At 70.4% G+C, this 22,533-nt stretch carries 25 protein-coding genes, 1 other RNA gene and 1 riboswitch; of the genes, 22 read left to right on the forward strand and 4 right to left on the reverse strand.

Annotation, left to right across the window (positions count from 1 at the left end; translation table 11 throughout):
- Positions 1–362 (forward strand): hypothetical protein (locus CF8_RS04625; protein ID WP_198016948.1); only part of this gene is annotated, 362 nt, incomplete at its 5' end.
- 152 nt (positions 363–514) lie between these two features.
- Positions 515–1,630, forward strand: a complete 1,116-nt coding sequence (gene prfB, locus CF8_RS04630; protein WP_010831976.1) for a peptide chain release factor 2 — start codon at positions 515–517, stop codon at positions 1,628–1,630.
- 67 nt (positions 1,631–1,697) lie between these two features.
- Here prfB and CF8_RS04635 read toward each other — a convergent pair whose 3' ends face one another.
- On the reverse strand, positions 1,698–2,321 hold the full coding sequence (locus CF8_RS04635; RefSeq protein ID WP_156887150.1) for a hypothetical protein: 624 nt from the start codon (positions 2,319–2,321) through the stop codon (positions 1,698–1,700).
- Between the two features lie 60 nt (positions 2,322–2,381).
- Between CF8_RS04635 and ftsE the strand changes: the two genes are divergently transcribed.
- The 7 genes from ftsE (at position 2,382) to ssrA (ending at position 7,863) form a co-directional block, all read left to right on the forward strand.
- Positions 2,382–3,071, forward strand: a complete 690-nt coding sequence (ftsE, locus tag CF8_RS04640; protein WP_010831978.1) for a cell division ATP-binding protein FtsE — start codon at positions 2,382–2,384, stop codon at positions 3,069–3,071.
- A gap of 21 nt (positions 3,072–3,092) precedes the next feature.
- Positions 3,093–4,004 (forward strand): permease-like cell division protein FtsX, encoded by a 912-nt coding sequence (gene ftsX / locus CF8_RS04645; protein ID WP_010831979.1) that lies wholly within the window; start codon positions 3,093–3,095, stop codon positions 4,002–4,004.
- Positions 4,005–4,060: 56 nt separating this feature from the next.
- Positions 4,061–5,338, forward strand: a complete 1,278-nt coding sequence (locus CF8_RS20670) for a M23 family metallopeptidase (RefSeq protein ID WP_156887151.1) — start codon at positions 4,061–4,063, stop codon at positions 5,336–5,338.
- 205 nt (positions 5,339–5,543) lie between these two features.
- Positions 5,544–6,032, forward strand: coding sequence for an SsrA-binding protein SmpB (smpB, locus tag CF8_RS04655; protein WP_010831981.1), 489 nt, complete (start codon positions 5,544–5,546; stop codon positions 6,030–6,032).
- Positions 6,032–6,916, forward strand: a complete 885-nt coding sequence (locus CF8_RS04660; protein WP_010831982.1) for an amidohydrolase family protein — start codon at positions 6,032–6,034, stop codon at positions 6,914–6,916. The genes smpB and CF8_RS04660 overlap by 1 nt, the downstream gene beginning before the upstream one ends.
- Positions 6,913–7,437 carry a hypothetical protein gene (locus CF8_RS04665; protein ID WP_010831983.1) on the forward strand — a complete coding sequence of 175 codons (525 nt, stop codon included), beginning with the start codon at positions 6,913–6,915 and terminating at the stop codon, positions 7,435–7,437. Before CF8_RS04660 ends, CF8_RS04665 begins: the two co-directional genes overlap by 4 nt.
- Before the next feature lie 57 nt (positions 7,438–7,494).
- Positions 7,495–7,863: a transfer-messenger RNA gene (ssrA, locus tag CF8_RS21385) on the forward strand.
- A 73-nt stretch (positions 7,864–7,936) separates the two neighbouring features.
- Here the strand turns inward: ssrA and CF8_RS04670 are convergent.
- Positions 7,937–8,617: a helix-turn-helix transcriptional regulator gene (locus CF8_RS04670; protein WP_010831984.1), complete on the reverse strand. Its 681-nt coding sequence runs from the start codon at positions 8,615–8,617 to the stop codon at positions 7,937–7,939.
- 84 nt (positions 8,618–8,701) lie between these two features.
- Between CF8_RS04670 and CF8_RS04675 the strand changes: the two genes are divergently transcribed.
- From CF8_RS04675 to CF8_RS04685, 3 genes are read left to right on the forward strand one after another with little or no spacing between them, the layout of a single operon-like run.
- Positions 8,702–9,127: a hypothetical protein gene (locus CF8_RS04675; RefSeq protein WP_010831985.1), complete on the forward strand. Its 426-nt coding sequence runs from the start codon at positions 8,702–8,704 to the stop codon at positions 9,125–9,127.
- Entirely contained in the window at positions 9,124–9,744 is a 621-nt protein-coding gene (folE, locus tag CF8_RS04680) for a GTP cyclohydrolase I FolE (RefSeq protein WP_010831986.1), read from the forward strand. Before CF8_RS04675 ends, folE begins: the two co-directional genes overlap by 4 nt.
- Positions 9,741–10,895, forward strand: a complete 1,155-nt coding sequence (locus CF8_RS04685; protein WP_010831987.1) for an NAD(P)/FAD-dependent oxidoreductase — start codon at positions 9,741–9,743, stop codon at positions 10,893–10,895. Before folE ends, CF8_RS04685 begins: the two co-directional genes overlap by 4 nt.
- A 5-nt stretch (positions 10,896–10,900) precedes the next feature.
- Here CF8_RS04685 and CF8_RS20675 read toward each other — a convergent pair whose 3' ends face one another.
- The gene (locus CF8_RS20675) at positions 10,901–11,563 is read right to left on the reverse strand and encodes a hypothetical protein (protein WP_156887152.1); all 663 of its coding nucleotides are present in this window, start codon (positions 11,561–11,563) and stop codon (positions 10,901–10,903) included.
- 51 nt (positions 11,564–11,614) lie between these two features.
- Here CF8_RS20675 and CF8_RS04695 point away from each other — a divergent pair, with 51 nt between their 5' ends.
- The 10 genes from CF8_RS04695 (at position 11,615) to CF8_RS04735 (ending at position 21,735) form a co-directional block, all read left to right on the forward strand.
- Positions 11,615–12,247 (forward strand): sulfotransferase family 2 domain-containing protein, encoded by a 633-nt coding sequence (locus tag CF8_RS04695; RefSeq protein ID WP_010831989.1) that lies wholly within the window; start codon positions 11,615–11,617, stop codon positions 12,245–12,247.
- Positions 12,240–12,662, forward strand: a complete 423-nt coding sequence (locus tag CF8_RS04700) for an HIT family protein (protein WP_036490256.1) — start codon at positions 12,240–12,242, stop codon at positions 12,660–12,662. The genes CF8_RS04695 and CF8_RS04700 overlap by 8 nt, the downstream gene beginning before the upstream one ends.
- 41 nt (positions 12,663–12,703) lie before the next feature.
- Positions 12,704–13,822, forward strand: a complete 1,119-nt coding sequence (locus CF8_RS04705; protein ID WP_010831991.1) for a hypothetical protein — start codon at positions 12,704–12,706, stop codon at positions 13,820–13,822.
- A 37-nt stretch (positions 13,823–13,859) separates the two neighbouring features.
- Entirely contained in the window at positions 13,860–14,627 is a 768-nt protein-coding gene (locus CF8_RS04710) for an SDR family NAD(P)-dependent oxidoreductase (RefSeq protein ID WP_010831992.1), read from the forward strand.
- A gap of 205 nt (positions 14,628–14,832) precedes the next feature.
- A riboswitch (cyclic di-AMP (ydaO/yuaA leader) is annotated at positions 14,833–14,992 on the forward strand.
- Between the two features lie 4 nt (positions 14,993–14,996).
- Positions 14,997–15,566: a C40 family peptidase gene (locus CF8_RS20680; protein ID WP_084622784.1), complete on the forward strand. Its 570-nt coding sequence runs from the start codon at positions 14,997–14,999 to the stop codon at positions 15,564–15,566.
- A 405-nt stretch (positions 15,567–15,971) separates the two neighbouring features.
- On the forward strand, positions 15,972–16,508 hold the full coding sequence (locus CF8_RS04720; protein WP_010831994.1) for a hypothetical protein: 537 nt from the start codon (positions 15,972–15,974) through the stop codon (positions 16,506–16,508).
- A gap of 54 nt (positions 16,509–16,562) precedes the next feature.
- A complete protein-coding gene (locus CF8_RS04725; RefSeq protein ID WP_010831995.1) occupies positions 16,563–19,511 on the forward strand; it encodes a metallophosphoesterase in 2,949 nt (982 codons plus the stop codon).
- Entirely contained in the window at positions 19,508–19,681 is a 174-nt protein-coding gene (locus tag CF8_RS21840; protein ID WP_156887153.1) for a hypothetical protein, read from the forward strand. Before CF8_RS04725 ends, CF8_RS21840 begins: the two co-directional genes overlap by 4 nt.
- A gap of 42 nt (positions 19,682–19,723) precedes the next feature.
- A complete protein-coding gene (locus CF8_RS04730; protein ID WP_010831996.1) occupies positions 19,724–20,623 on the forward strand; it encodes a HupE/UreJ family protein in 900 nt (299 codons plus the stop codon).
- Positions 20,624–20,751: 128 nt separating this feature from the next.
- Positions 20,752–21,735 (forward strand): DUF3048 domain-containing protein, encoded by a 984-nt coding sequence (locus CF8_RS04735; protein WP_010831997.1) that lies wholly within the window; start codon positions 20,752–20,754, stop codon positions 21,733–21,735.
- 3 nt (positions 21,736–21,738) lie between these two features.
- Here CF8_RS04735 and CF8_RS04740 read toward each other — a convergent pair whose 3' ends face one another.
- Positions 21,739–22,443, reverse strand: coding sequence for a TetR/AcrR family transcriptional regulator (locus CF8_RS04740; protein ID WP_010831998.1), 705 nt, complete (start codon positions 22,441–22,443; stop codon positions 21,739–21,741).
- Positions 22,444–22,533 lie beyond the last annotated feature (90 nt).

Here is a 22,533-nt window from a genome sequence, read left to right on the forward strand (position 1 = left end):
CCAATGTGTTCGTCACCAACGCCGTGATCGCCACCGAGAACTACGCCGCCAGCATCGTGACCGACAAGACCGGCACGCCGTCGTCGGTGGAGTACACGCTGGGCAAGAAGTGCCTCAAGCTGCGCGCGAGCTACGCCCTCACCGACGACTCCGCCAGCGACAGCACCGGCATCGCGGCCCTCAAGGTCGACGGCAACGTTGCCTTCGCCTCCGGCCTCGCGATCGGCCAGCTCGTCGAGGACCACGAGGTCAACATCACCGACGCGTTCCGGATCAGCTACGAGCTGACCGCCACGGCCACCGCCGCCGACAAGGTCTCCAGGGTCGCCGTCGCCACGCCCGAGGTGCTCTGCACCAAGTAGCCCGAGAGCTCGCTCCCCCTTCCCACTCGGGAGCGTTCAAGTCGGGCCCGCACCGCCCGACGGAGCCGCCCGGAGTCGCCCGAGAAGTCGGGTCGGCTCCGGGCGGCTCGCCGAATCGACGGCCCATGGCCCGCCCCGTAGTGTTGCCCTTTGTGGCAGGCACCGACTTCGACCAAGAGATCAAGCAGCTCCAGGCGACCATGAAGACCATCGGCCAGGTCCTCGACCTGGACAAGATGCGCGAGGAGATCGCCGACCTCGGCGACCAGGTCGCCGCCCCCGACCTGTGGGACGACGTCGACAGCGCCACCCGCATCACCGGCCGGCTCTCGGCCCTCCAGGGTGAGCTGGACAAGTTCACCGGCCTCGAGGGCCGCATCGAGGACCTCGCGCTGATGGTCGAGATGGCCCAGGAGGAGGGTGACGACGCCACCCTCGAGGACTCCCAGCTGGAGCTCGACCGGATCAAGAAGTCCGTCGAGTCCCTGGAGATCCGCACTCTCCTCTCCGGTGAGTACGACGTCCGCGAGGCGCTGGTCAGCATCCGCGCCGGTGCTGGTGGTGTGGACGCGGCCGACTTCGCCGAGACCCTGATGCGGATGTACATCCGCTGGGCCGAGCAGCACAAGTACCCCGTCGAGGTCTTCGAGACGTCCTACGCCGAGGAAGCCGGCCTGAAGTCCGCGACCTTCGCCATCCACGCGCCCTACGCCTACGGCACGCTGTCCGTCGAGGCCGGCACCCACCGCCTCGTGCGGATCAGCCCCTTCGACAACCAGGGCCGTCGCCAGACCTCCTTCGCGGCGGTCGAGGTCGTGCCGGTGCTCGAGCAGACCGACGAGATCGACATCCCCGACGAGGAGATCCGCACCGACGTCTACCGCTCCGGCGGTCCCGGCGGCCAGTCCGTCAACACGACCGACTCCGCGGTGCGCCTCACCCACATCCCCACCGGCACCGTCGTGTCCTGCCAGAACGAGAAGTCGCAGCTGCAGAACAAGGCATCCGCGATGGTCGTGCTCAAGGCCAAGCTCCTCGCCCTGAAGAAGGCCGAGGAGAAGGCCCACCTCGACGGCATGCGCGGCGACGTCCAGGCCTCGTGGGGCGACCAGATGCGCAACTACGTGCTGAACCCCTACCAGATCGTCAAGGACCTGCGGACCGGCTACGAGTCGGGCAACCCCACCTCGGTCTTCGACGGCGACCTCGACGGCTTCATCGAGGCCGGCATCCGCTGGCGCAAGGCCGCCGAGAAGGCCGACGCCTGATCCGCTGACCGCAACGTCATGGGTTCTGGCTGTTCGAACAGCCAGATCCCATGACGTTGCGGTCGCCTCAGGTGGTCCGCAGCGCTTCGAGTACGGCAACGCACCACTCGCCGGCACGCTCCTCGCGCGACCCGCGGAGGCCGCTGAGCTCGCAGGCGACCCAGGCGCTGCCGACGAGGCCGTAGACGCCGGTGCGACCGTCTGCGTCCGGGCACTGCTGCGCGACGCTGGGGGAGCCGAGGTCAGCAGCGGCGGAGAGCCGCTCACATCCCTGGCCAGGGGTCTCCCGGACGAAGTCGCGGGCTCGCTGCGGCGAGACGGGCGGCGCGAAGACCCACGCCCGGGCCGTCGTCGACGAGCCCTGCCACGAGCAGCCGAACTCGTCGCTGATGTCGCGGCTCCCGGGCAGTCGGCGCCCCGGCTGCCAGGCATCCGTCCCGGTCGACTCGCCGTCCAGAGCCGCGATGACCGCTGGCTCGGCGACCCTGGCGCAGAAGTCGTCCGGGGTCAGCGTGAGGCCGGAGGTGTCGTAGTCCGCGAGCGGTGTCGACTCCGCGGTGGGCTCGGCCGTGGGCTGCTGCGGCGCGGGATCGTCCGTGCACCCGGCGAGCGCCACGAGCAGGCCGACCGTGGCCACGGTCGCCGTCAGGGCGCGGCGCCGGCGCATCGGCGTACGGGATGAGACAGGCACCACGCCACCCTAGGGTCAGGATGTCCGGGTTGGCTGGGTGCACCGCGTAGCCTCGGGGCCGTGATTCGCTTCGAGAAGGTCACCAAGACCTACCCCGGCCACGCCCACGCGGCCCTTGACCAGGTGTCCGTCGACGTCGACAAGGGCGAGTTCGTCTTCCTGGTCGGTTCCTCGGGTTCGGGCAAGTCGACGTTCCTGCGCCTCGTGCTGCGCGAGTACCGCCCGACGTCGGGGCGGGTCTACGTCGCCGGCAAGGAGATCAACCGGCTCGCGAGCTGGAAGGTCCCGCGCCTGCGCCGCGACATCGGGACCGTGTTCCAGGACTTCCGCCTCCTCGGCAACAAGACCGTCTCGGAGAACGTCGCCTTCGCGCTCCAGGTGATCGGCAAGTCACGCAGCGACATCGACAAGCTGGTGCCCGAGACGCTCGAGATGGTCGGCCTGACCGGCAAGGGCGACCGGCTGCCCGACGAGCTCTCCGGTGGCGAGCAGCAGCGCGTCGCGATCGCGCGCGCCTTCGTCAACCGGCCCAAGATCCTGATCGCCGACGAGCCCACCGGCAACCTCGACCCGACGACCTCGGTCGGGATCATGAAGCTCCTCGACCGCATCAACCGCACCGGGACGACCGTCGTGATGGCCACCCACGACGCCGGCATCGTGGACCAGATGCGCAAGCGTGTCATCGAGCTCGAGAACGGGCGCGTGATGCGTGACCAGGCGCAGGGCGTCTACGGCACCTCCAACTGAGATTAGGACTGACACAGATCCATGCAGCTTCGCTACGTCTTCTCCGAGCTCGGCCAAGGGCTGCGCCGCAACCTGTCGATGCACCTCGCGGTGATCTTGACCCTCTTCGTCTCGCTGACCCTGGTCGGCCTGGGTGTGCTCTTCCACCTGCAGGCCGAGAAGGCGGGGGAGCACTGGGGCAGCCAGCTGCAGATCCAGGTCTCGCTGTGCACCGCCGAGGACAACAACCCCGCCTGCGTCAGTGAGGTCACCGACGCCCAGCGCGACGCCATCACCGCGGTCATCGACGAGAACCCCGAGGCCGCAGGCTGGGACCTCGAGACCAAGGAAGAGGCCTTCGAGAAGGTCAAGGAGCTCTACGGCGCCGAGAAGTTCGAGGGCGACAACGCCGTCCTGACCGTCGAGGACATGCCGCAGTCGCTGTGGGTCGAGCTCAAGGACCCGGAGGAGTACGACGGCGTCGTCAGCGCGGTCGGCGGCCTCGACGGTGTCTCGGTCGTGCGCGACATGCGCCGCTACATCGAGCCGATCATCGGCTCGATCAACATGCTCCAGTGGGTCTCGATCGCCACGGCGGCGTTCCTCGTCATCGCGGCGCTGCTCCTGGTCGCCAACACGATCCGGCTCGCGGCCTTCGCCCGGCGCAAGGAGATCGGCATCATGCGCCTCGTCGGCGCCTCGACCCTCTACATCGCGCTGCCCTTCCTGCTCGAGGCCCTGGTGACTGCCCTGATCGGTGTGCTCCTCGCGACCGGTGCGCTGGCTGCGTTCATGTACTTCGGCATCGAGCAGCGCGGTCAGGACAAGCTGAAGTTCATCCCGTGGATCGGATTCGAGCAGTACGGCGTCGCCGTACTCCTCGTCGCAGTGCTCGGTCCGCTGCTCACCGTGCTTCCGACACTCGTGTTGACGCGCAAATACCTCAAAGTCTGATCCGCGCGGGTTACCTTCGTGGCGTTCCCTTCCCCGAACACACGTAAGGCTTCCCGGTGCGATCCTTCCCCCGTACCGCCCGCACTCGCGTGGTCGCAGCAACTGCTGCGGCCGCCATCGCGCTGGGCACCCTGTCCGTCCCGACCGCGTCCGCCGACGACCTCAAGGACCGGCAACGGCAGGTCGAGAAGAAGATCGACCGCGCCCACGACCACGTCGACGAGTCGAGCAAGCAGCTGCACAGGGCGGCCGAGCGGCTGAAGGCCGCCCGGTCCCAGCTCTCCGACGCGCGTACGGCGCTCGCGACCGCGCGCGGCAAGCTCGCCGTCGCCCAGGAGCGCGACGCGGCGGCAGCCGTCCTGCTGGCCGAGGCCGAGCAGCGACTGGTCCAGGCCCAGGCCGAGCTGGCTGCGGGAGAGGCCGACGCGGCCGCGCAGCGCGACGTCGTCGGCGACACGATCAAGCGTCTCTACGCCGAGGGTGATCCCGACCTGGTGGCGTTCGCGTCGCTGATGGACTCCGAGTCGGCCCAGGACCTCAACCGCCGCGCCGAGGTCAACCAGACGATGGTCGACAAGCAGGCCCGCGACTACGACCGGCTTCAGGCCGCCGAGGTGCTGCTCGAGGTCCGCGAGGACCAGGTCGCCCAGGCGCGCGACGACGTCGCAGCCAAGCGCGAGCAGGCCGCGGCCAACCTCGCCGAGACCCAGCAGCTCGCGGCCGAGGCGAGCGACGCGAAGGCGTCGGTGGCCTCCCTCGTGGGAGAGCGTTCCTCGGCTCGCGAGAAGGCGGCCCAGATCCGCGCCCGCGACGTGCGTCGGCTCCAGCAGGCGCAGCGCCAGAAGGCGAAGATCGAGGCGATGCTGCGCAGGCGCGCGGCCGCGGCCCTGCGCCGGGCACGCGCCCAGGCGGTGAAGAACGGTCGGGTCGGCCCGACCGACGGCCTGCTGCAGATGCCGGTCGGTGGTGGCATCACGTCGCCGTTCGGCTATCGCACCCACCCGATCTTCGGCTACTGGGGACTGCACGACGGGACCGACTTCGGCGGCGGCTGCGGGCAGCCGATCGTCGCGGCCGAGTCCGGCCGGGTGATCTCGGCCTACTACAGCTCCGTCTACGGGCGGCGGCTGATCGTCGACCACGGTGCCCTGGCCGGCGCCGGTGTCGCGACGATCTACAACCACGCGTCGTCCTACACCGTCGGCCCGGGCGCGCAGGTCCAGCGCGGTGCGGTGATCGGCTACGTCGGTGACACCGGCTGGTCCACGGCCTGCCACCTGCACTTCACGGTGATGGCCAACGGCAAGGCGGTCAACCCCGCCAACTACTTCTGATCGCCCACGTCGGCCGGTGAGTGACCCACATTCCCCGGCCTCGGAATGTGGGTGGGCGACCGCCGGTGTGGCGTGTCCCGGCCGACTCGCCCGACGCAGGTGAGTGACCCACGTTCGCGGGCCCGGGAAGGTGGCCTTGCCACCGCTGCGGGGCGGGACGTGGCGCCCGTCCGAACCGAGTTGCGGCCGATGAGAAGATGACCGGATGGCCGCCAAGGAGAAGGATCAGCGCAACCGGCTGATCGCGCAGAACAAGAAGGCCCGTCACGACTTCCACATCGAGGACACCTACGAGGCCGGGCTGGTCCTGCAGGGCACCGAGGTGAAGTCGCTGCGTGAGGGTCGCGCGAGCCTGGTCGACGGGTTCGTCGACGTCGACAGCGGCGAGGTGTGGCTGCACAACGTGCACATCCCGGAGTACGCCCAGGGTTCCTGGACCAACCACTCCGCCCGCCGCAAGCGCAAGCTGCTCCTCAACCGTGCCGAGATCCACAAGATCGAGCGCAAGATCGGCGACAAGGGATACACCATCGTCCCGCTCTCGCTCTACTTCAAGGACGGCCGCGCCAAGATCGAGATCGCGCTGGCCAAGGGCAAGAAGGAGTACGACAAGCGCCACTCCCTCGCCGAGCGCCAGGCCAACCGGGAGAAGGAGCAGGCCGTCCAGCGGCGGCTCAAGGGCATAACCGACTGATGAGTGGCTCCGACGCGCTCGCCGTGCGCGAGTGGTGGACCCGGCTCGGCCTGCCCGGTCTCATCGACATCCACACGCACTTCCTGCCGCCGCAGGTGATGGCGAAGGTGCGCGCGCAATTCGACGCCGCCGGTCCGCTGATCGGCCGCCCGTGGCCGCTGCACTACCGCGACACCGACGAAGCGCTGGTCGAGACGCTGCGCTCCTTCGGGATCACGCGCTTCAGCGCACTTTCCTACGCGCACAAGCCCGACATGGCCGACTGGCTCAACGAGTGGGCAGCGGGCTTCGCTGCCCGCGTGCCCGAGGCGCTGGTGTGCGGCACCTTCTTCCCCGAGCAGTCGGCGGCGACGTACGTCGAGGCGCGGCTCGACACCGTCGAGGTGTTCAAGATCCACGTGCAGGTGGGGAACTTCTCGGTCCTCGATCCGCTGCTGGACGACACGTGGGGACTCGTCGCCGAGGCGGGGACGCCGGTGGTGCTGCACGCGGGCAGTGGGCCGGTGCCCACGGCGTACACCGGACCCGAGCCGGTCGCCGAGCTGCTCGCGCGACACCCGCGGCTGCAGCTCGTGATCGCGCACATGGGCGCGCCGGAGTACGCGGCCTTCCTCGAGCTGGCCGAGTCCTACGAGCGGGTGCACCTCGACACCACGATGGCCTTCACCGACTTCTTCTCCGAGATGGGCGGCGTCTTCCCGGCCGACCTGCTGCCGCGACTGGCCGAGCTGGGGTCGGGCGGCAAGGTGCTGCTCGGCTCGGACTTCCCGAACATCCCCTACCCCTACCTCCACCAGCTCGAGTCGCTCGAACGCCTCGACCTCGGTGACGACTGGCTGCGAGCGGTCTGTCACGACAACGCGGAGAGCCTGCTGCGCCCATGACCCGGGCGGTGCTGGTCGTCGCGGCGTGCGTGCTGCTCGCCGGCTGCGGCGGCGAGGACGAGGGCGTCGGTGGGCGCCCCATCACGCCTGAGGAGATCGCCGCGATCGTGCAGGAGCACGTCGACCTCGAGCCGCGCGAGACTGCCGAGTGGGACGTCTTCACCCGGGAGCTGGGGGAGGAGTCGCCGGGTGTGCAGCTGGAGTACGCCGACGTGTCGCTCGCCGTCGTGGTCGCCCCGACGAGCGACAGCCCGCTCGTGTGTGCCGATGACTCGTTCTTCGACGAGTGCGTGAGCGAGGACCACGACGGCGACGAGGTGACCGTCGCGTGGCAGGAGCTGGAGCCCGAGGAGGACCCGGGCGTCGTCTATGTCATCGACCGACGGGACGGGGAGGACGTCGCCGTACACGTCGTCGGTGTGTCCGTCACCGACGACCCGCGCACCCTAGACCTGGGCGTGCCGCTCGAGGACCTGATGGCGCTCGTGACCGACTCCCGGCTGAGCCTGACGACTCCCTGAGGGAATGCGGGCGACGGCTCTGGGTGTTGACCCGTAGACTGACCACACAACTCAAGAGGGGCTGATCGGTTTCGACTTGGGACGTTAGTCCCAGGGGAAGCGGGTCGAGAAGCCAGCGTCATCTCGTAAACGATCGCTGGAAAACCATAGTTGCCAACTCAAACCGCAACGACTTCGCTCTCGCTGCCTGAGCAGTGATCGAAGGGTCTGACCGGGCACCCGTCCTCGTCCCGGACCCAGGCCTCATCTAGAGGACTTGCTGATCACCTCCGTCAGGAGGGGTGATCGGGACTTTTTCCTGACTGAGTCTGTCGGCGACGTGTCTGTGCGAGCGCCGGGACTGAGAAAACGACATCACTGACTGCACCCGGAGAAGACCTGGTTCGACGCTCGAGGACGCGGGTTCGATTCCCGCCAGCTCCACACACGAAAAGCCCTCATGAGAGATGGCGGTAGTTCCCAGTCACCCAGTGACTGTGAACTACCGCCATCATCCTTTTCAGCGGCGTACGGCGCTGACGCAGCAGCGGTCCTCGCCGGGATCGAGGCGGGTCGCGAGGCCGGCACACCCGGTCGCGGTTGCGACGCCGGTGACGAACTCGAGGTTGAGCCCGCAGACGAGCTCGGTCTGCTCCTGCGCGACGCGGTGGAAGGGGCAGTTCTGCACGAACAGCGTCTCGTCCTCGATCCACGGCTCGTAGCCCCCGGCGTCGAGGGCCGCGGCCAGTCGTTCGAGCTCGGCGGTGCCGGGCAGGTCGTCCAGCGAGGCGCCCCAGGCGACACCTTCGGCGCGGGCCACCCGCGCGACGATGCTCGCCACGTCCTCACCTGTGGCGGTGGCCTCGGCCACGGCCTTCGCCAGGATCCGGCCCAGCAGGTCGTAGTGGCGCTCCGGCAGCGACACGGTGATCTCGCGGTCCGTACGGCGGTAGAGCTTGGCCGGGCGACCCGAGCCGGGGCCGGTGCGCCCAGTCAGCCGCCTGAACTCCACCTCGAGCAGGCCCTCCTCGACGAGTCGGTCGAGGTGGAACTTCGCGGTGTGGGCGGGGATCTGGAGGCCCTCGGCGGCCTGGTCGCGACTGACCGCGGTGCGCGCCGCCACGACGAAGTCGAAGAGGTCTCGACGTACGGGTTCCGCCAGGGCGGCGACACCGGAGACGTCGGACGCAGGAGTGGCCATTTCTAAAAGATACGGGACTTGACGTTAGAGCGCCAGCAGGTGTCTAGTGGAGAGATCATCCTCTGTTAGAACGGAGTTGCGGCCATGTCCACCCAGCCCGACGTCAGCAGCAACGGCCGGTCCGCCACACGGTGGCCGGCCACCGGAGCGGAGCAGGCGTTCTTCCTCCTGCGCACCGTCTTCACGATCGCGCCGATCGCCTTCGGCCTCGACAAGTTCACCCAGGTGCTCGTCGACTGGGAGATGTATCTCGCCCCGTGGATCAACGACCTCGTCCCCGGCAGCGCGCACGACGCGATGATGATCGTCGGTGTCGTGGAGATCGTGGCCGGGCTGCTCGTCGCCGTACGACCCCGCATCGGGGCCTATGTCGTCGCTGCGTGGCTCGCGGGCATCATCGTCAACCTGCTGACCCTGGGCGACTTCTACGACGTCGCGCTGCGTGACTTCGGGTTGCTGGTCGGTGCGCTCGCCCTGGGCCGGCTGGCCTCGGACCGGGCGAAGCGGTGACGGGCCTGTCCGTCGTCCCGCAGCGCAACCGGGTCACGCACGCCGAGCCCGTGCGCGACCTGGACGCGGCCACCCGGGCCGCGGGGGACCTCCTGCGCAGCCTCGGCATCGACCCCGACGACCCGGCCACACCGGACCTCGCGGAGACGCCGCGCCGGCTCGCGCTGGCCTATGCCGAGCTGCTGGACGTCCCGGAGTTCGACTTCACCACCTTCGCCAACACCGAGGGCTACGACGAGCTGGTCCTGGTCCGCGACATTCCGTTCCAGTCGGTCTGCGAGCACCACCTGCTGCCGTTCAACGGGGTGGCGCACGTCGGCTACCTGCCGCAGGCGCGGATCGTCGGCCTGTCCAAGCTGGCCCGCACCGTCGACCACTTCGCCCGGCGACCGCAGACGCAGGAGCGTCTGACGATGCAGGTCGCCGACCTGCTGGAGGAGCAGCTCAGCCCGCAGGGGGTTGGCGTGCTGCTCGTCGCCGAGCACACTTGTATGACGCTGCGCGGCGCCCGCGCCCCCGGCTCCGCGACGACCACGTCGTCGTTGCGAGGCCACCTGCGGGACAACGCCGCGGCGCGCGCCGAGTTCCTCACCCTCGTCCATGGAGGTGCACGATGACCGAGCCGATCGTGATCATCGGAGGGGGGATGGCGGCCGGCAACGCCGCGGTCGAGCTCCGCGAGAACGGCTACGACGGCGAGCTGGTCGTGTTCGCAGGCGAGTCGCACCCGCCGTACGAACGACCCCCGCTGTCGAAGGACTACCTCGGCGGGAGGGCCGAGGCGGAGGACGCCTACCTCAAGCCCGCTGAGTGGTACGGCGAGCACGACGTCGACCTCCGGACGGGCATGTTCGTCGAGAGCATCCACCTCGACGACCACGTCGTGGCGACGGCTGACGGCCGGCAGCCCTACAGCCGGCTGCTGATCGCCACCGGCGCCCAGCCGCGCACGCTCCCGCTCGCGTCCACCGGCGAGCTCGAGGTCGTCTACCTGCGCAGTCTCGACAGCGCCCGTCACCTGCGCGAGCGGATCGTCGACGGCACCCGGCTGCTCGTGGTCGGCGGTGGGTGGATCGGCATGGAGGTCGCGGCCACGGCGCGCGGCCTGGGCGCTGAGGTCACCCTCGTCGAACCGGCCGAGCAGCCGCTGCTCAAGGCCCTCGGTCCCGAGGTCGGGCAGCGCCTCGCCGACGTCCACCGCAAGCACGGCGTCGACCTGCGGACCTCGACCTCGGTGGAGTCGCTGCAGGGCAGGCGCGCCGTCCTCGACGACGGCAGCGAGCTGGAGGTCGACCTGGTGCTGGTCGGGATCGGGGCCGCTCCCGACGACGGGCTCGCCCGCTCCGCCGGGCTCGACGTCGACAACGGGATCCTGGTCGACGCCGGCCTGCGCACCAGCCACCCCGACGTCTTCGCCGCCGGCGACGTCGCCAACCACGCACACCCGCTGCTGAAGGAGCGCGTGCGCGTCGAGCACTGGCAGAACGCCGTCAGCCAGGGCAAGGCCGTGGCGCACGCCCTGATGGGCGAGGACGTCTCCTTCGACGAGCTGCCGTCGTTCTTCTCCGACCAGTACGACCTCGGCCTGGAGTACTTCGGCCACCCCGGGGCCGCCGGCAGCGACTCGGTCCGGATCGAGCCGGGCTCGAGCGGTGAGGACTCGCTCGTCGCCTGGTGGCACCGCGGGGACACGCTGGTCGCCGCGATGCACATCAACGAGTGGGACCGGTCGAAGGAGCTCGCCGAGCGGGTCCGTCAGGGCAGCTGAGGAGCTCAGGCCCTGCCGGGCACGGCCAGCGGGGTCCCGCGAGCGCCCGCCCACTCGCCGGTGCCGGCGAGCCGTTCCCACACGGTGCACTCGGGAGCGAGGTGCTCGCGCAGTGCCTCGCGCGTGGCATCGGTCAGCTCACCGCGGACCGGCGCCGTCGAGACGTTGCGGCGCTCGAACTCCAGCGGGCGCTCGAGCCGCTCGGAGAAGTAGGCCTGCCACACGTCCGGCCGCTCCACCGCGAGGATCCTGTCCACGCCGATGAGCCCGTCGACGGTGATGAACTTGGCGGGACGCCCGCGGGGCGTGGGCACCCGGCGGTCACCGGCGATGTAGCTGCGGGCGTAGTCCTCGAAGGAGACCGCCGCCGTGGACTTGTCCGGCCGGCGCTCCTCCTGCCCGTCCCGTGCGCGGTAGCGCCACCACGACTCCAGCCACGAGACCGGGTCGCGGAACATCGTGACGACCTCGTAGGACCCGCGCTCGTGGCCCGACTCGGCCAGCCGCGGCGCGATCTTGCGCTCGAAGCCGCTGGCGCCGAGGTGCTTCATCCCGGGCGGGCTGCTGATGACCAGGGAGGCGTACGGCGCGAGCGTCCGCTCCAGGCTCGTGCTGGCGGTCTTGGACAGCGCGAGCAACACGAAGCCGTAGTCGGGCAGTGCCATCACGCGCACCATCCTTGCACCGGGGCCGTCCGCGCCGTGGGCTAGCCTCGGCGCGTGCTGATCTCCGACCACCACCGGTTCGTGTTCGTCCACGTGCCCAAGACCGGCGGGGACTCGATCGACAAGATGCTGCGCGCCCACGTCCCGGACGTCCGCAAGCAGAAGATGACCCGCCATGCGCCGTACGGCGACATCCTGGCCCTGGAGCCGGACATCGCCGACTACTGGTCGTTCGCGATGGTGCGCAACCCGTGGGCGCGGATGGTCTCGTGGTGGTCGATGATCGACAAGTGGAACCACGCGTGGGGTCCCGCGTCGGGCAAGCCCCAGATCAAGCGGGGCGGCATGAAGGACGGCAACAAGATGTGGCGCCGGGTCGCCGAGTTCGCCGACTTCGAGGAGTTCATCCTCCGCGGGACCGACGAGATCCCGCGACTGGCGATGCCGCAGATCGACTACCTCCTCGCGCCCGGCCGCCGAGTCGACTTCATCGGTCGCACCGAGTCGCTGGCCGCGGACGTCGCGCACGCGCTGCAGGAGATCGGGCTCCCCGAGGCGCCGCTGCCCCACCGCAACAAGTCCCTCAGCACCGGCCACTGGCGCGACCACTACACGCCGGCGACCCGCGATCGCATCGCGCGGATCTATGCCCCCGACTGCGAGGAGTGGGGCTACACCTATGACTAGCCCGCGGGCTGGCTGCGTCTTCTGCCAGATCGTGAGCGGCGAGGCGGCGGCAGCAGTGGTGCTCGAGCGCGACGACGTCGTCGCCTTCCTCGACCAGCGGCCGGTCTTCAAGGGTCATGTCCTGCTCGTGCCGCGCGCCCACGTCGAGACGTTGCCCGACCTGCCGGCAGCGCAGCGCGACGGCTTCCTCGCTGCGGCCCAGGACCTGGCGAGCGCGGTCACGGCGCTCGGGGCCCAGGGTTCCTTCGTCGCGATCAACAACACCGTCAGCCAGTCGGTGCCCCACCTGCACCTGCACGTCGTGCCCCGCACCAAGGGCGACGGACTGCGCGGCTTCTTCTGGCCGCGCACGAAATATGGTGCCGGCGAGATGGACGACCACGCCGCCCGGCTCCGCGAGGCGCTCGCGCACTGAGCCCCCTGCAACGATTCGGGCACCGGCCGCGTCACAGGGGCATGAGGAAGCTGCTCGGACCGCTGCTGGTCCTGTTGATGGTCACCCTGGTGGCGCCCGCCCAGGCCGGCTCCGTACGTGCCCGCTCGAGCGTGCCGTGGGACCGGGTCGGCGACGGATGGGTGCTCGCGACGATCGACCGCGGCGTCCCCCGGCAGGGCGAGCTCCGGGTCCGGGCGCGCAGCCTCGAGCTGATCTCCCCGGAGGGCACCCGCTACGCCCTCCACGCCACGCGCCGGCAGCCGCTGGAGCACGGCGTCGACCCCAGCAGCTTCACCCTGGTCGACTGGGACGCCGACACCCGCACGGCCCTGCTCAAGCGCTACGTCAGCCTGGCCCGCGCGCAGGCGGTCCGGCTCAACCTCGAGAGCGGCGCGAGCCAGACCCTCGCGCTGCCCCGGCGCGAGATGGCCACCGGGCTGCGGCCCGACGGCGCCGGCGTGCTGTCGCAGACCCTGAGCGGCAAGATCCTCTCGATCACGTGGGCCGGGGAGCGCAGCGTGGTCGGGCAGGCCTCCCAGGGCGGCGCCATCGCGACGCCCGACGGTTCGGCGGTGCTGGTCGCCGACGTCGGCCACCTGGCCGTGCTGCCGCTCGACGGCTCGACCGGCCGCGAGATCGCGACGCCGGGGGAGTGTCGACCGCTGCGCTGGCACGCCGCCACCACGCTGCTCGCCTCCTGCTTCTCGCGCCAGGGCAGCCAGCTGGTCACCGTCGGCCTCGACGGCACCGTCACGCCGATGGCCGGCCTGCGGCCCACGACCTCACCCGGCTTCCACGGCCCGAGCTGGGACGACTCCGACGTGCGGGTCGTCGGCGGGCGGTCCTACTACGAGGGCAACGGTCCGTGTGGTGGCTCGTTCATCACCCGCGAGAACCGCGCCGGCGAGGTCAAGGTGGTCCGCGTGCCGGGGAGCCGGGGCGGCATCTCGCTCGTGGACACCCGCGACGAGCGGCTCGTCATCGCCCACACCGCGACCTGCGATGCCGGCCCGCCCCGCGCCGTGCTCTCGACGTTCGACCCGGTCACCAAGGACGAGGACGCGCTGGTTACGCTCGCGCGCAGGGAGCACTGGCGCGAGGTGCTGGCCTGGGACGAGGCGCGGTCGTGGGGGTACTAAGGTCGGCCCGTCCAGTTCTTTGATGTCAGGAGTCACCATGGGTCGCTTTGACGGTCGCGTCGCAGTCATCACCGGAGCCGCGCGCGGCATCGGATTCGGTACGGCGCAGCGCTTCGCCAGCGAGGGCGCGTCGGTCGCCATCGTCGACCTCGACGAGGCAGCCGCGCAGGAAGCCGCTGGCCGGCTCGAGCTGACCGACGATGCCTTGGCGATCGGCGTCGGCTGCGACGTCTCCGACGTGGCGGCCGCCGAGGCCGCGATCCAGGCTGTCGTCGACGAGCTCGGCGGGATCCACATCCTCGTCAACAACGCCGGCATCACCCGCGACAACCTGCTGTTCAAGATGACCGAGCAGGACTGGGACCTGGTCATGGGCGTCCACCTCAAGGGCCCGTTCAACATGACCAAGGCCGCCCAGAAGCACTTCGTCGAGCAGAAGTACGGCAAGATCCTCAACCTCTCGAGCGTCTCCGCGCTCGGCAACCGCGGCCAGGCCAACTACTCCGCGGCCAAGATGGGCGTGCAGGGCTTCACCCGCACTCTCGGCATCGAGCTCGGCCCGTTCGGCATCAACGCCAATGCCATCGCGCCCGGCTTCATCGCCACCGAGATGACCGACGCGACGGCCGCCCGGCTGAAGATGGACGTCGAGGAGTTCCGCAAGCTCAACGCCGACCACAACCCGGTCCGCCGGGTCGGTTTCCCCGAGGACATCGCGGCTGCCGCGGCCTTCCTGTGCAGCGACGAGGCGTCCTACATCACCGGCCAGACGCTCTACGTCGACGGCGGCGCCAAGCTCGGCTGACGACGAGACGCCGCTCACACGGGCGGCGAGACGCCGCTCACAGCAGCGGCGAGACGGGGGTCACTCCCGCACTGAGACACCGCTCACGCGCTACGCCTGAGCGGTGTCTTTTCGTGCATTTCGAGTTGGACGGCGGCGCTTTCGCATGCATAGCGTGCTCGAGCACCACCGCTCCGGGTTCGCCGAATCCTGCCCGTCCGGAGCGTCCCCCGAGACACGAATTCATCGGGCAGGAGTGGGGGACCCACAGGTTCCACGCCGGGATCGTCGCTCGACGATCGCGGCTCGGGGTGAAGTCACGCGAGTGACGGAGCACTTTCCAGCTCCAACCCGACAGCTCACCTCACAGGCGTGGGAAAGGAATCTGCCATGCCTGCGATTCGTCGCATGGCGCGCTCCTGCGCGCTCACGATCGTCACCCTGGGCGTCACGGCCACCACCGTGGCCGTCGCCCCCGCCCATGCTGCCGACAGCCAGACCACCCGGTCCGGCGCGGTCGCCCTCTCCGACAGCCAGGTCACGAAGTACGACAAGACCATGGCCTCGCGTCGGCAGCGGTCCGCCCAGCGCCTCTCCGCGCGGATCTCCTCCGCGCAGCAGACCGCGATGGCCCAGCGCGGCGACGCCTACTCGTACGGCGCTGCCGGCCCGAACGCGTTCGACTGCTCGGGGCTCATCTACTACAGCTACCGCGGCGCCGGCTTCGACGTGCCGCGCACCTCGGGTGCGCAGGCGGCCCACACCCGTCGCATCTCCAAGCAGGACATGCGCCCCGGCGACCTGATGTTCTTCTTCAACTCCGGCGGGGTCTACCACGCTGCGATCTTCATCGGCTACCAGAACGGCCACGCCATGATGGTGCACGCGCCCGGCTCCGGCCAGCGGGTCACCGTGGCTGCGCCCTGGACCAGCTCCTGGTTCGCCGGCACCCTGCGCTGACGCGCCTGCCTGACGAAGCTGCCTGACACGGCTCGCCTGCTCCTCGGAGCGGGCGAGCCGTTCGTCATTTCAGGCCGGCGAGGGTTCTGCCCTGCCGGCCGCGACGCCCGCCCCGGCTCGCCCCCCTTTGCGCTACCGAAGGGTACGGCTGGGGATTTTGGCTGGGGGCCACCTGACTGTTCGGTAACTCCGGGCGGGCTCGGGCGGGGCTCCGGTGGGCCGTGGGCGTGGTGTGCGCGTGGGTATGGGCGCTGGCGTGAGCAGGGTGGTTCGCAGGCTGTTCGCCGAGGCGTCGCACCCGGCTCCCCGGGAGTTCTCGAAGAGCGACCAGATTGAGCGCCGGCCGGCCGTTCGGGCCCGTCCACACGTCTGGTTCTCGAGGTCTTCACGGAAGGACGCGCGCCGATGCGCCGCAACTCAGCGAGCCCTGTCCACCTCCGACCGGTCAGGGCGCTGGCGCTGCTGGTGACGCTGGCCGGCGTGATGCTGTCCACGGGGGCGTTCATCACCCCGGCATCGACCCAGCCGCTCCTCGTGAAGCCGAAGCCCAGCGCGACCGCGCTGGCGCCTGCGACGCTGTCCCCGCGTGACGGTGCCTTCGTCGAGGGCACGCAGACCGTGGCCTCGACGCCCACCACCGCCGACGACTCGGTCGTCTCGCTGTGGGCCGACGAGGGCCGGCTCGAGGCGACGCCGACGGTGGGCACCTCACGGATCAGCTTCGACGTCGGCACGAACTCGATCGAGGCGCGCTACGGCAACCACCTGCTCGTCAACGGCGAGCACCGCATCGACCTGCCCGACCTGGTCGACGAGCGCACGACGCTCGAGGTCCCGAACGACGCGCTCGTCCAGGGCGAGAACACGGTGCAGGTCGTGACCGGCACCATCCAGAGCAGCTGCGGCACCAACCACGACGACTTCGTCGTGAGCAACGTGTAGCTCGAGCTCCTCGGCGAGGTCGCCGACGGTGAGGAGAACGAGTACTCCTACTCGATGGGCGACGGCAGCTGCGGCTCGAACACGTCGCTGCGCAAGGACGCCACCCTCACCTTCTTCGTCCTCGGGGACCCGGTCGGCACCACCGGCCTCACCACCGAGCTGGACACCTCCACCCTGACCAACGGGGCGCACACCCTCACCGCGGTCACCGAGTCGGGGGCGCAGACCGAGCACACGGTCACGGTCAACAACGCCCCTGCCGGAGCTCCGCGCCTGATGCCGGCCGACGGCACCATCGCGGCCGGTGAGCAGCCCGTGCTCGCGTCGTTCCTCGCGGGCACGCCCGGCAGCGTCGCCTCCATCACCGTCGACGGCTCCCCGCTGGCGACGACCCCGACCCTGGGCCACGGCGCCGCGGCCTTCAGCTTCGACGTCGGCAGCAACTCGATCGAGGCGAAGTACCACAACCACGTGCTGGTCAACGGCGTGAAGGCGGAGATGGGCGGCGACTTCGTCAACCAGCGCGTCGACGTGATGTTCCCCAACGACCGGCTGGTGCCGGGGCTGAACACCGTCACCGTCGTCACCGGGACCACGACCGGCTCGTGCGGGCAGAACCGTGACGACTTCACGATCTCGAAGATCGCGCTGACGCCTGCGTCCGGTACGGCGACGGGCCAGGGCATCAAGACGTCCTACTCGATGGGCGACGGCAACTGCGGGTCGTCGGCCACCGCCTTGCGCGAGGTCGAGCTGACCTTCTCCGTCGACGCCCCGCAGGGCGGGGTCCGGGCGGCCCTCGACACCGCCGCGCTGACCGACGGCGAGCACACGCTCGCGGCCACGTCCACGACCGGCGAGACGGCCACGCGCCTGCTCGTCGTCGACAACACCGCTCCCGAGGTCGTCGGCTCCACCCCGGCCGCCGGCTCGACCATCACCTCGGCGGTCTCGCTGGCCGTGGAGCTCGCCGACGCCAGCGGGATCGAGGGCGAGGCGACGTACGCCCTCGACGGGCGGCCGGTCGGGCTCGGCGCCCCGATCGGGCCGGGCCTGGCCGCGGGCGACCACACGGTCGCGGTCACGGCGTCCGACTCGCTCGGCAACACCGCGACCCGCGAGATCAGCTTCCGCTCCGCCGGCATCCCGGACGTGCCGTCCGACCTCAGGCCCGCCTCCGGGTCGACCGACATCGGTGGCACCGCGACCCTGAGCGCCACGGTGGCCGAGCCCGACGGCGGCCCGGTGACCGCGACCTTCGCGCAGGCGCAGATCCTCACCCCGACCCAGGGCTGGCAGGGCACCACCGACCAGGCGCCGACCACGTTGCAGATCCCGGGGGAGCAGCGGATCGGGAGCACCAAGGTGCTGGCGCCCGGTGACGCCGGCACGCTGTCGTCCGCGGCGGCCACGGACGTCGCCTACCAGCGCTTCGACGTCGCCATCAAGGGCAAGGTGACCGCACCGGTGCTGCGCTGGGAGGGCACGATCGACCCGGCCCGGCGCGCCGTCCTGCACGCGTGGAACCTCCAGGCGCAGAGGTGGGACCCGGTGTCCGCCGCGCGCGGAGCGGCCGACGCGCCGACCGTGCTGACGGCGACCGTCAACGGGCGCTACCTCGACGGGCAGCTCGTGCACGTCCTCGTCACCGGCGAGGACCCCTTCGCCGACGACCTCGACGCCAGCGGCAAGGCCGGCTTCGACGACCCGGCCGGCTACGACTTCTCGCTCGTCCACTACACCGACACGCAGTACCTGTCCGAGGGCGCGGTCGAGCAGGAGACGGCCGAGGAGCGCGCGATCTGGGAGAAGGCGTACGGCGACGTGACCCGCTGGGTCGCGGCGAACGCCGAGCAGCGCAAGATCGCCTACGTCGCCCACACCGGCGACATCATCGAGAACAACATCCGCAAGCCCGCGACCCCGGCCATGCAGCAGCAGGCCGTCGGCGAGATGGAGGTCTCGTCGCGCCAGCAGCGGGTGCTCGACGACGCGGGCGTCGCCAACGGCGTGATCGCGGGCAACCACGACAACCAGTCGGGCACCGAGGACGGACCCGAGGCGATCTACAACCGCTACTACGGCCCCGACCGCTACTCCGAGGCTGCGAAGCGGTGGCAGGACGCGTCCTACGGCGGCCCGTGGCAGCCGGGCGACAACCAGAACCACTTCGACCTGTTCTCCGCGGGCGGGATCGACTTCGTGGTCGTCGGCCTGTCCTACGGCGTGACCCGGGACGAGGCGGAGTGGGCGGACGGGATCTTCAAGCGCTTCCCGGGCCGCAACGGGATCCTGCTCTCCCACGACTACATCAAGCCGTCGAAGAGCCCGGACGGGCGCGGGTCGACGTTCTCCGCACCTGACGGCGCGATGCTCTTCAACACGATCGTGAGCGACAACCCCAACGTGTTCTTGATCCTCGCCGGACACGAGCACGGTGTCGGCACCAACGTGAAGCCGCAGGTCGGCGCGATCGGCAACGGCGTCGTCGAGCTGCTGGCGGACTACCAGTTCTACACCGTCTCCGCGGGCCGCCTCGGGCTCACCGAGGTCGGCGGCTACAGCCCCCAGGACCAGCTGCGCTTCGGCGCCAGCTTCTTCCGGATGCTGCAGTTCGACGTCGACCGCGGCGAGATGTCGGTCGACACCTACTCGCCGCTGCTCGACGACTTCGGGGCAACCGAGTTCGACATCGACAAGCGCTACAACGGCCAGGAGGACACGATGGTGCTGCCGGTCGACCTCACCAGCCGCACCACCAGCCTCGAGACCGACTCGGTCGCGGTCTACGCGCCGACGACCGTGATCGGCGAGGCCACGGTGCCGTCGGGCCAGGTCGCCAGCGTGCCGTGGACCGGTCTCAAGCAGGGCACCGCCTACGCCTGGGTGGTCACCGCCCGCTCGGCCGGCGGCGGCACCACCACGTCCGACCCGAGCATCTTCGCCACCCTCGACGCCGAGGGCCGCCCGGTCCGCATCGACGACCTGGTGCTCGCTCGGTGAGGTTGCTCCTCGCGCTGGTCGGGGCGGTCCTGGTGCTCGGCACCGGTGCCGCCCCCGCCGGTGCGCACGGTGCGATGACGACGGCCCGGGTGGACGTCTCGACCGTGGACGGCGTCGACGTCCGCGCCGAGATCGAGGTCGAGTACGACCTGCTGATGAAGTCCGCCTAGCTCCGCGAGGAGGCCTGGGGCGCCACGGACCCGGCCGAGCAGGTGCGACAGCTCGACGCGAACCGGGCCGACGTGGCGGCGTACGTCTCCGAACGCTTCCAGGTCGCCTACGACGACGTGAGGTGTACGGCGACGCCGACCGCGGCACCGGAGCGGACCGAGCGGGACGGGCGTGCCCACGCGCTGATCACCCTCGGCTACGACTGCGAGGGCGCTCCCGGCGGAGCGCACGCGCTGTTCTCGGCGCTGTTCCCCGACTCGGAGACCTTCGTGCACAGCACCCGGACGCTGGTGCACCACGACCTCGACGGCACCGAGGGGACGACGGTGCTGACGGGGGAGGACGACACCCACGCCATCACGCCCGGCGAGCGCCACGAGTCGCGGCAGTGGGCCGAGTTCCTGGTGCTCGGGGGAGAGCACCTGCTCCTCGGGCTCGACCACCTGCTGTTCCTGGTCGCGCTGCTGCTCGCCTCCCGATCGGTGCGCGACGTCGTGCTGGCCGCGACCACCTTCACCGCCGCCCACAGCGTCACCTTCCTGCTGGCGGCGCTCGGGGTGGTGTCGGTGCCGTCCGCGGTCGTGGAGCCGATCATCGCGCTCTCGATCGTGGTGGTCGCCGTGCTGGGCGTGGTCGGGCGGGGGGAGCGGTGGCGGCTGCCGGTCGTGTTCGGCTTCGGGCTGCTGCACGGCCTCGGCTTCGCCGGCGCGCTCGGCCTCGACGAGCGGGCGTCCTGGGACCTGCTGGGCGCGCTTCTCGCCTTCAACCTCGGCATCGAGCTCGTCCAGCTCGCACTGGTCGCGCTGCTGTTCCCGATCGTGCTGGTGCTCCGACGGCTGCCCCGCGGGCAGGTCGTGACGGCCGGTGCGGCCGTCGTGGTCGCGATCACCGCGACGGTCTGGCTCGTCGACCGCCTCGTCGCCGGCGTCGCCCCGGTGTGAGCGGGACCACTGTTCGGGCGCGCCTTCCGTGCCGCGTTTGGCGCCGGAGCGACACTGGGCGTCGAGCTTCTGCCCACTGATCGACCCCTGTGATCGGAGAACGCGTGCACCCCCGACTGCGACGCCTCATGGCTGTCCTTGCCGCCACCACCCTGTTGACCGGGCTGGCTGCCTGCAGCGGCGACGAAGCCCCCGAGTCGAGCCCGTCGTCCTCGGCCGAGCCCGACGCCGGCGAGACGCCCGAGCCGCCGGCCCTGTGGCCGCTCACCGGCCTCGAGGTCGAGGGTGACTACCCGAGCCACCCGGTGCTCGTCACGAAGGTCGACAACACGTCGTCCAGCGCCCCGCAGGTCGGACTCGGTTCCGCCGACATGGTCGTCGAGGAGCTCGTCGAGGGTGGGATGACCCGGCTCGCGGCGTTCTACTACTCCAAGGTCCCCAAGGTCGTCGGACCGGTGCGCTCGATGCGCGCCAGCGACATCGGGATCGTGCCGACCGGCGCCCACGTCATCACCAGTGGCGCGGCCCAGATCACGCTCGACCGGGTCAAGAAGGCGGGCATCCCGTTCGTCACCGAGGGAGCCAAGGGCATCTACCGCGAGACGTCGCGCTCGGCGCCGTACAACCTCTTCTCGCAGCCGAACGTCATCGCGAAGGGGATCAAGGGCTCGGAGGCGCCGGAGCCCTATCTCGACTTCGGCACCGAGGCCGACTTCCCCGGTGGCAAGAAGGCCCGCACGCTGTCGGCGGCCTTCGGCGGACACACGACCACCTGGCAGTTCCAGGGCGGGAAGTACGTCAACACCAACTCCTATGCCGCGGACGGCGACGACTTCCCGGCCACCTCCATCTTGTCCCTGCGGGTCAGGATCGGGGACGCGGGCTACCGCGACCCCGCCGGCTACCTCGTCCCGGAGACGAAGTTCGAGGGCAGCGGTCCGGCGCAGCTGTTCCACGACGGCCAGGTCGTCCAGGGCACCTGGACCAAGGACGGGCTGACCGGCGCGATCAAGCTCGAGACGAAGAAGGGTGACGAGCTCACCGTGCCCGCGGGGCACGTGTGGATCGAGCTGGTGCCGCAGGGCACCGGCAGCGTCACCTGGGCGAAGTAGGACTCAGCCCTCGTCGGTCCCGGTGTCCGCGTCCTGCGGCGCCGGGATCGGCACGCCTGCGTCGGCCAGGGACTGGAGCCCGGCCAGGATGAAACCGATCGCCATCTCCACGCGCACGGCAGCGGTCGCCGGGTCGTCGCTCGAGGCCACCGACTCGCCGGCTGACGACATCGCGCCGAAGAAGATGCGGGTGAAGGTCTGCAGCATCTCCTCATCGAGGTCCCACTCGCCGGCGGTGAGCACGGCGCGCACGATCTCCACGACGGTCGCGAACGTCGAGCGCTCCTCGTGCTCGCGGAACCGCTCGTAGCCCAGCACCGACGGACCGTCCTGGATCACGACCCGGCGGTAGCCCGGCTCCTGGACGACGTCGAGGAATGCCCGCAGCCCCGCCTGGGCCTTGCGCCACGGGTCGCGTTCGCCCTTGAGGCCGGCCTGGATCGACTTGCGGGCCTCGTTCTCGATCCGCTCGAAGACCGCCTCGAACAGGGCCTGCTTGCCCGAGAAGTGGTGGTAGAGCGCCCCCTTGGTGACCTGCGCCCCGGCCACGATCTGGTCCAGCGAGGTGGCGGGATAGCCCTGCTCGGCGAAGAGGTCCTCGGCAACCTCGACGAGGGCACGCTTGGTGGAGGAGGAGAACTGCGCCCGCCGGCTCGGCACCCGGGGAACCCCCGGCACCTTCGGGATCAGCTTGGAGGCGTTGGTCATCCCGCGAGTCTAGGACCGCGGTGCGGAGAGTCCACGGAGCCCGTGTGGGCGGAGTCACGGCGGTGTTGTTTGAATGCCGAAGGACCGTCG

Origin of the sequence: Nocardioides sp. CF8 (assembly GCF_000389985.1) — a bacterium.
Classification (GTDB): domain Bacteria; phylum Actinomycetota; class Actinomycetes; order Propionibacteriales; family Nocardioidaceae; genus Nocardioides; species Nocardioides allogilvus.

Coding starts and splice junctions, on each gene's coding strand:
- ftsX (WP_010831979.1), top strand. CDS start 3,093: ATGCAGCTTCGCTACGTCTTCTCCGAGCTCGGCCAAGGGCTGCGCCGC.
- smpB (WP_010831981.1), top strand. CDS start 5,544: ATGGCCGCCAAGGAGAAGGATCAGCGCAACCGGCTGATCGCGCAGAAC.
- CF8_RS04660 (WP_010831982.1), top strand. CDS start 6,032: ATGAGTGGCTCCGACGCGCTCGCCGTGCGCGAGTGGTGGACCCGGCTC.
- CF8_RS04665 (WP_010831983.1), top strand. CDS start 6,913: ATGACCCGGGCGGTGCTGGTCGTCGCGGCGTGCGTGCTGCTCGCCGGC.
- CF8_RS04670 (WP_010831984.1), bottom strand. CDS start 8,617: ATGGCCACTCCTGCGTCCGACGTCTCCGGTGTCGCCGCCCTGGCGGAA.
- CF8_RS04675 (WP_010831985.1), top strand. CDS start 8,702: ATGTCCACCCAGCCCGACGTCAGCAGCAACGGCCGGTCCGCCACACGG.
- CF8_RS04685 (WP_010831987.1), top strand. CDS start 9,741: ATGACCGAGCCGATCGTGATCATCGGAGGGGGGATGGCGGCCGGCAAC.
- CF8_RS04700 (WP_036490256.1), top strand. CDS start 12,240: ATGACTAGCCCGCGGGCTGGCTGCGTCTTCTGCCAGATCGTGAGCGGC.
- CF8_RS04705 (WP_010831991.1), top strand. CDS start 12,704: ATGAGGAAGCTGCTCGGACCGCTGCTGGTCCTGTTGATGGTCACCCTG.
- CF8_RS04710 (WP_010831992.1), top strand. CDS start 13,860: ATGGGTCGCTTTGACGGTCGCGTCGCAGTCATCACCGGAGCCGCGCGC.
- CF8_RS20680 (WP_084622784.1), top strand. CDS start 14,997: ATGCCTGCGATTCGTCGCATGGCGCGCTCCTGCGCGCTCACGATCGTC.
- CF8_RS04720 (WP_010831994.1), top strand. CDS start 15,972: ATGCGCCGCAACTCAGCGAGCCCTGTCCACCTCCGACCGGTCAGGGCG.
- CF8_RS04725 (WP_010831995.1), top strand. CDS start 16,563: ATGGGCGACGGCAGCTGCGGCTCGAACACGTCGCTGCGCAAGGACGCC.
- CF8_RS04735 (WP_010831997.1), top strand. CDS start 20,752: ATGGCTGTCCTTGCCGCCACCACCCTGTTGACCGGGCTGGCTGCCTGC.
- CF8_RS04740 (WP_010831998.1), bottom strand. CDS start 22,443: ATGACCAACGCCTCCAAGCTGATCCCGAAGGTGCCGGGGGTTCCCCGG.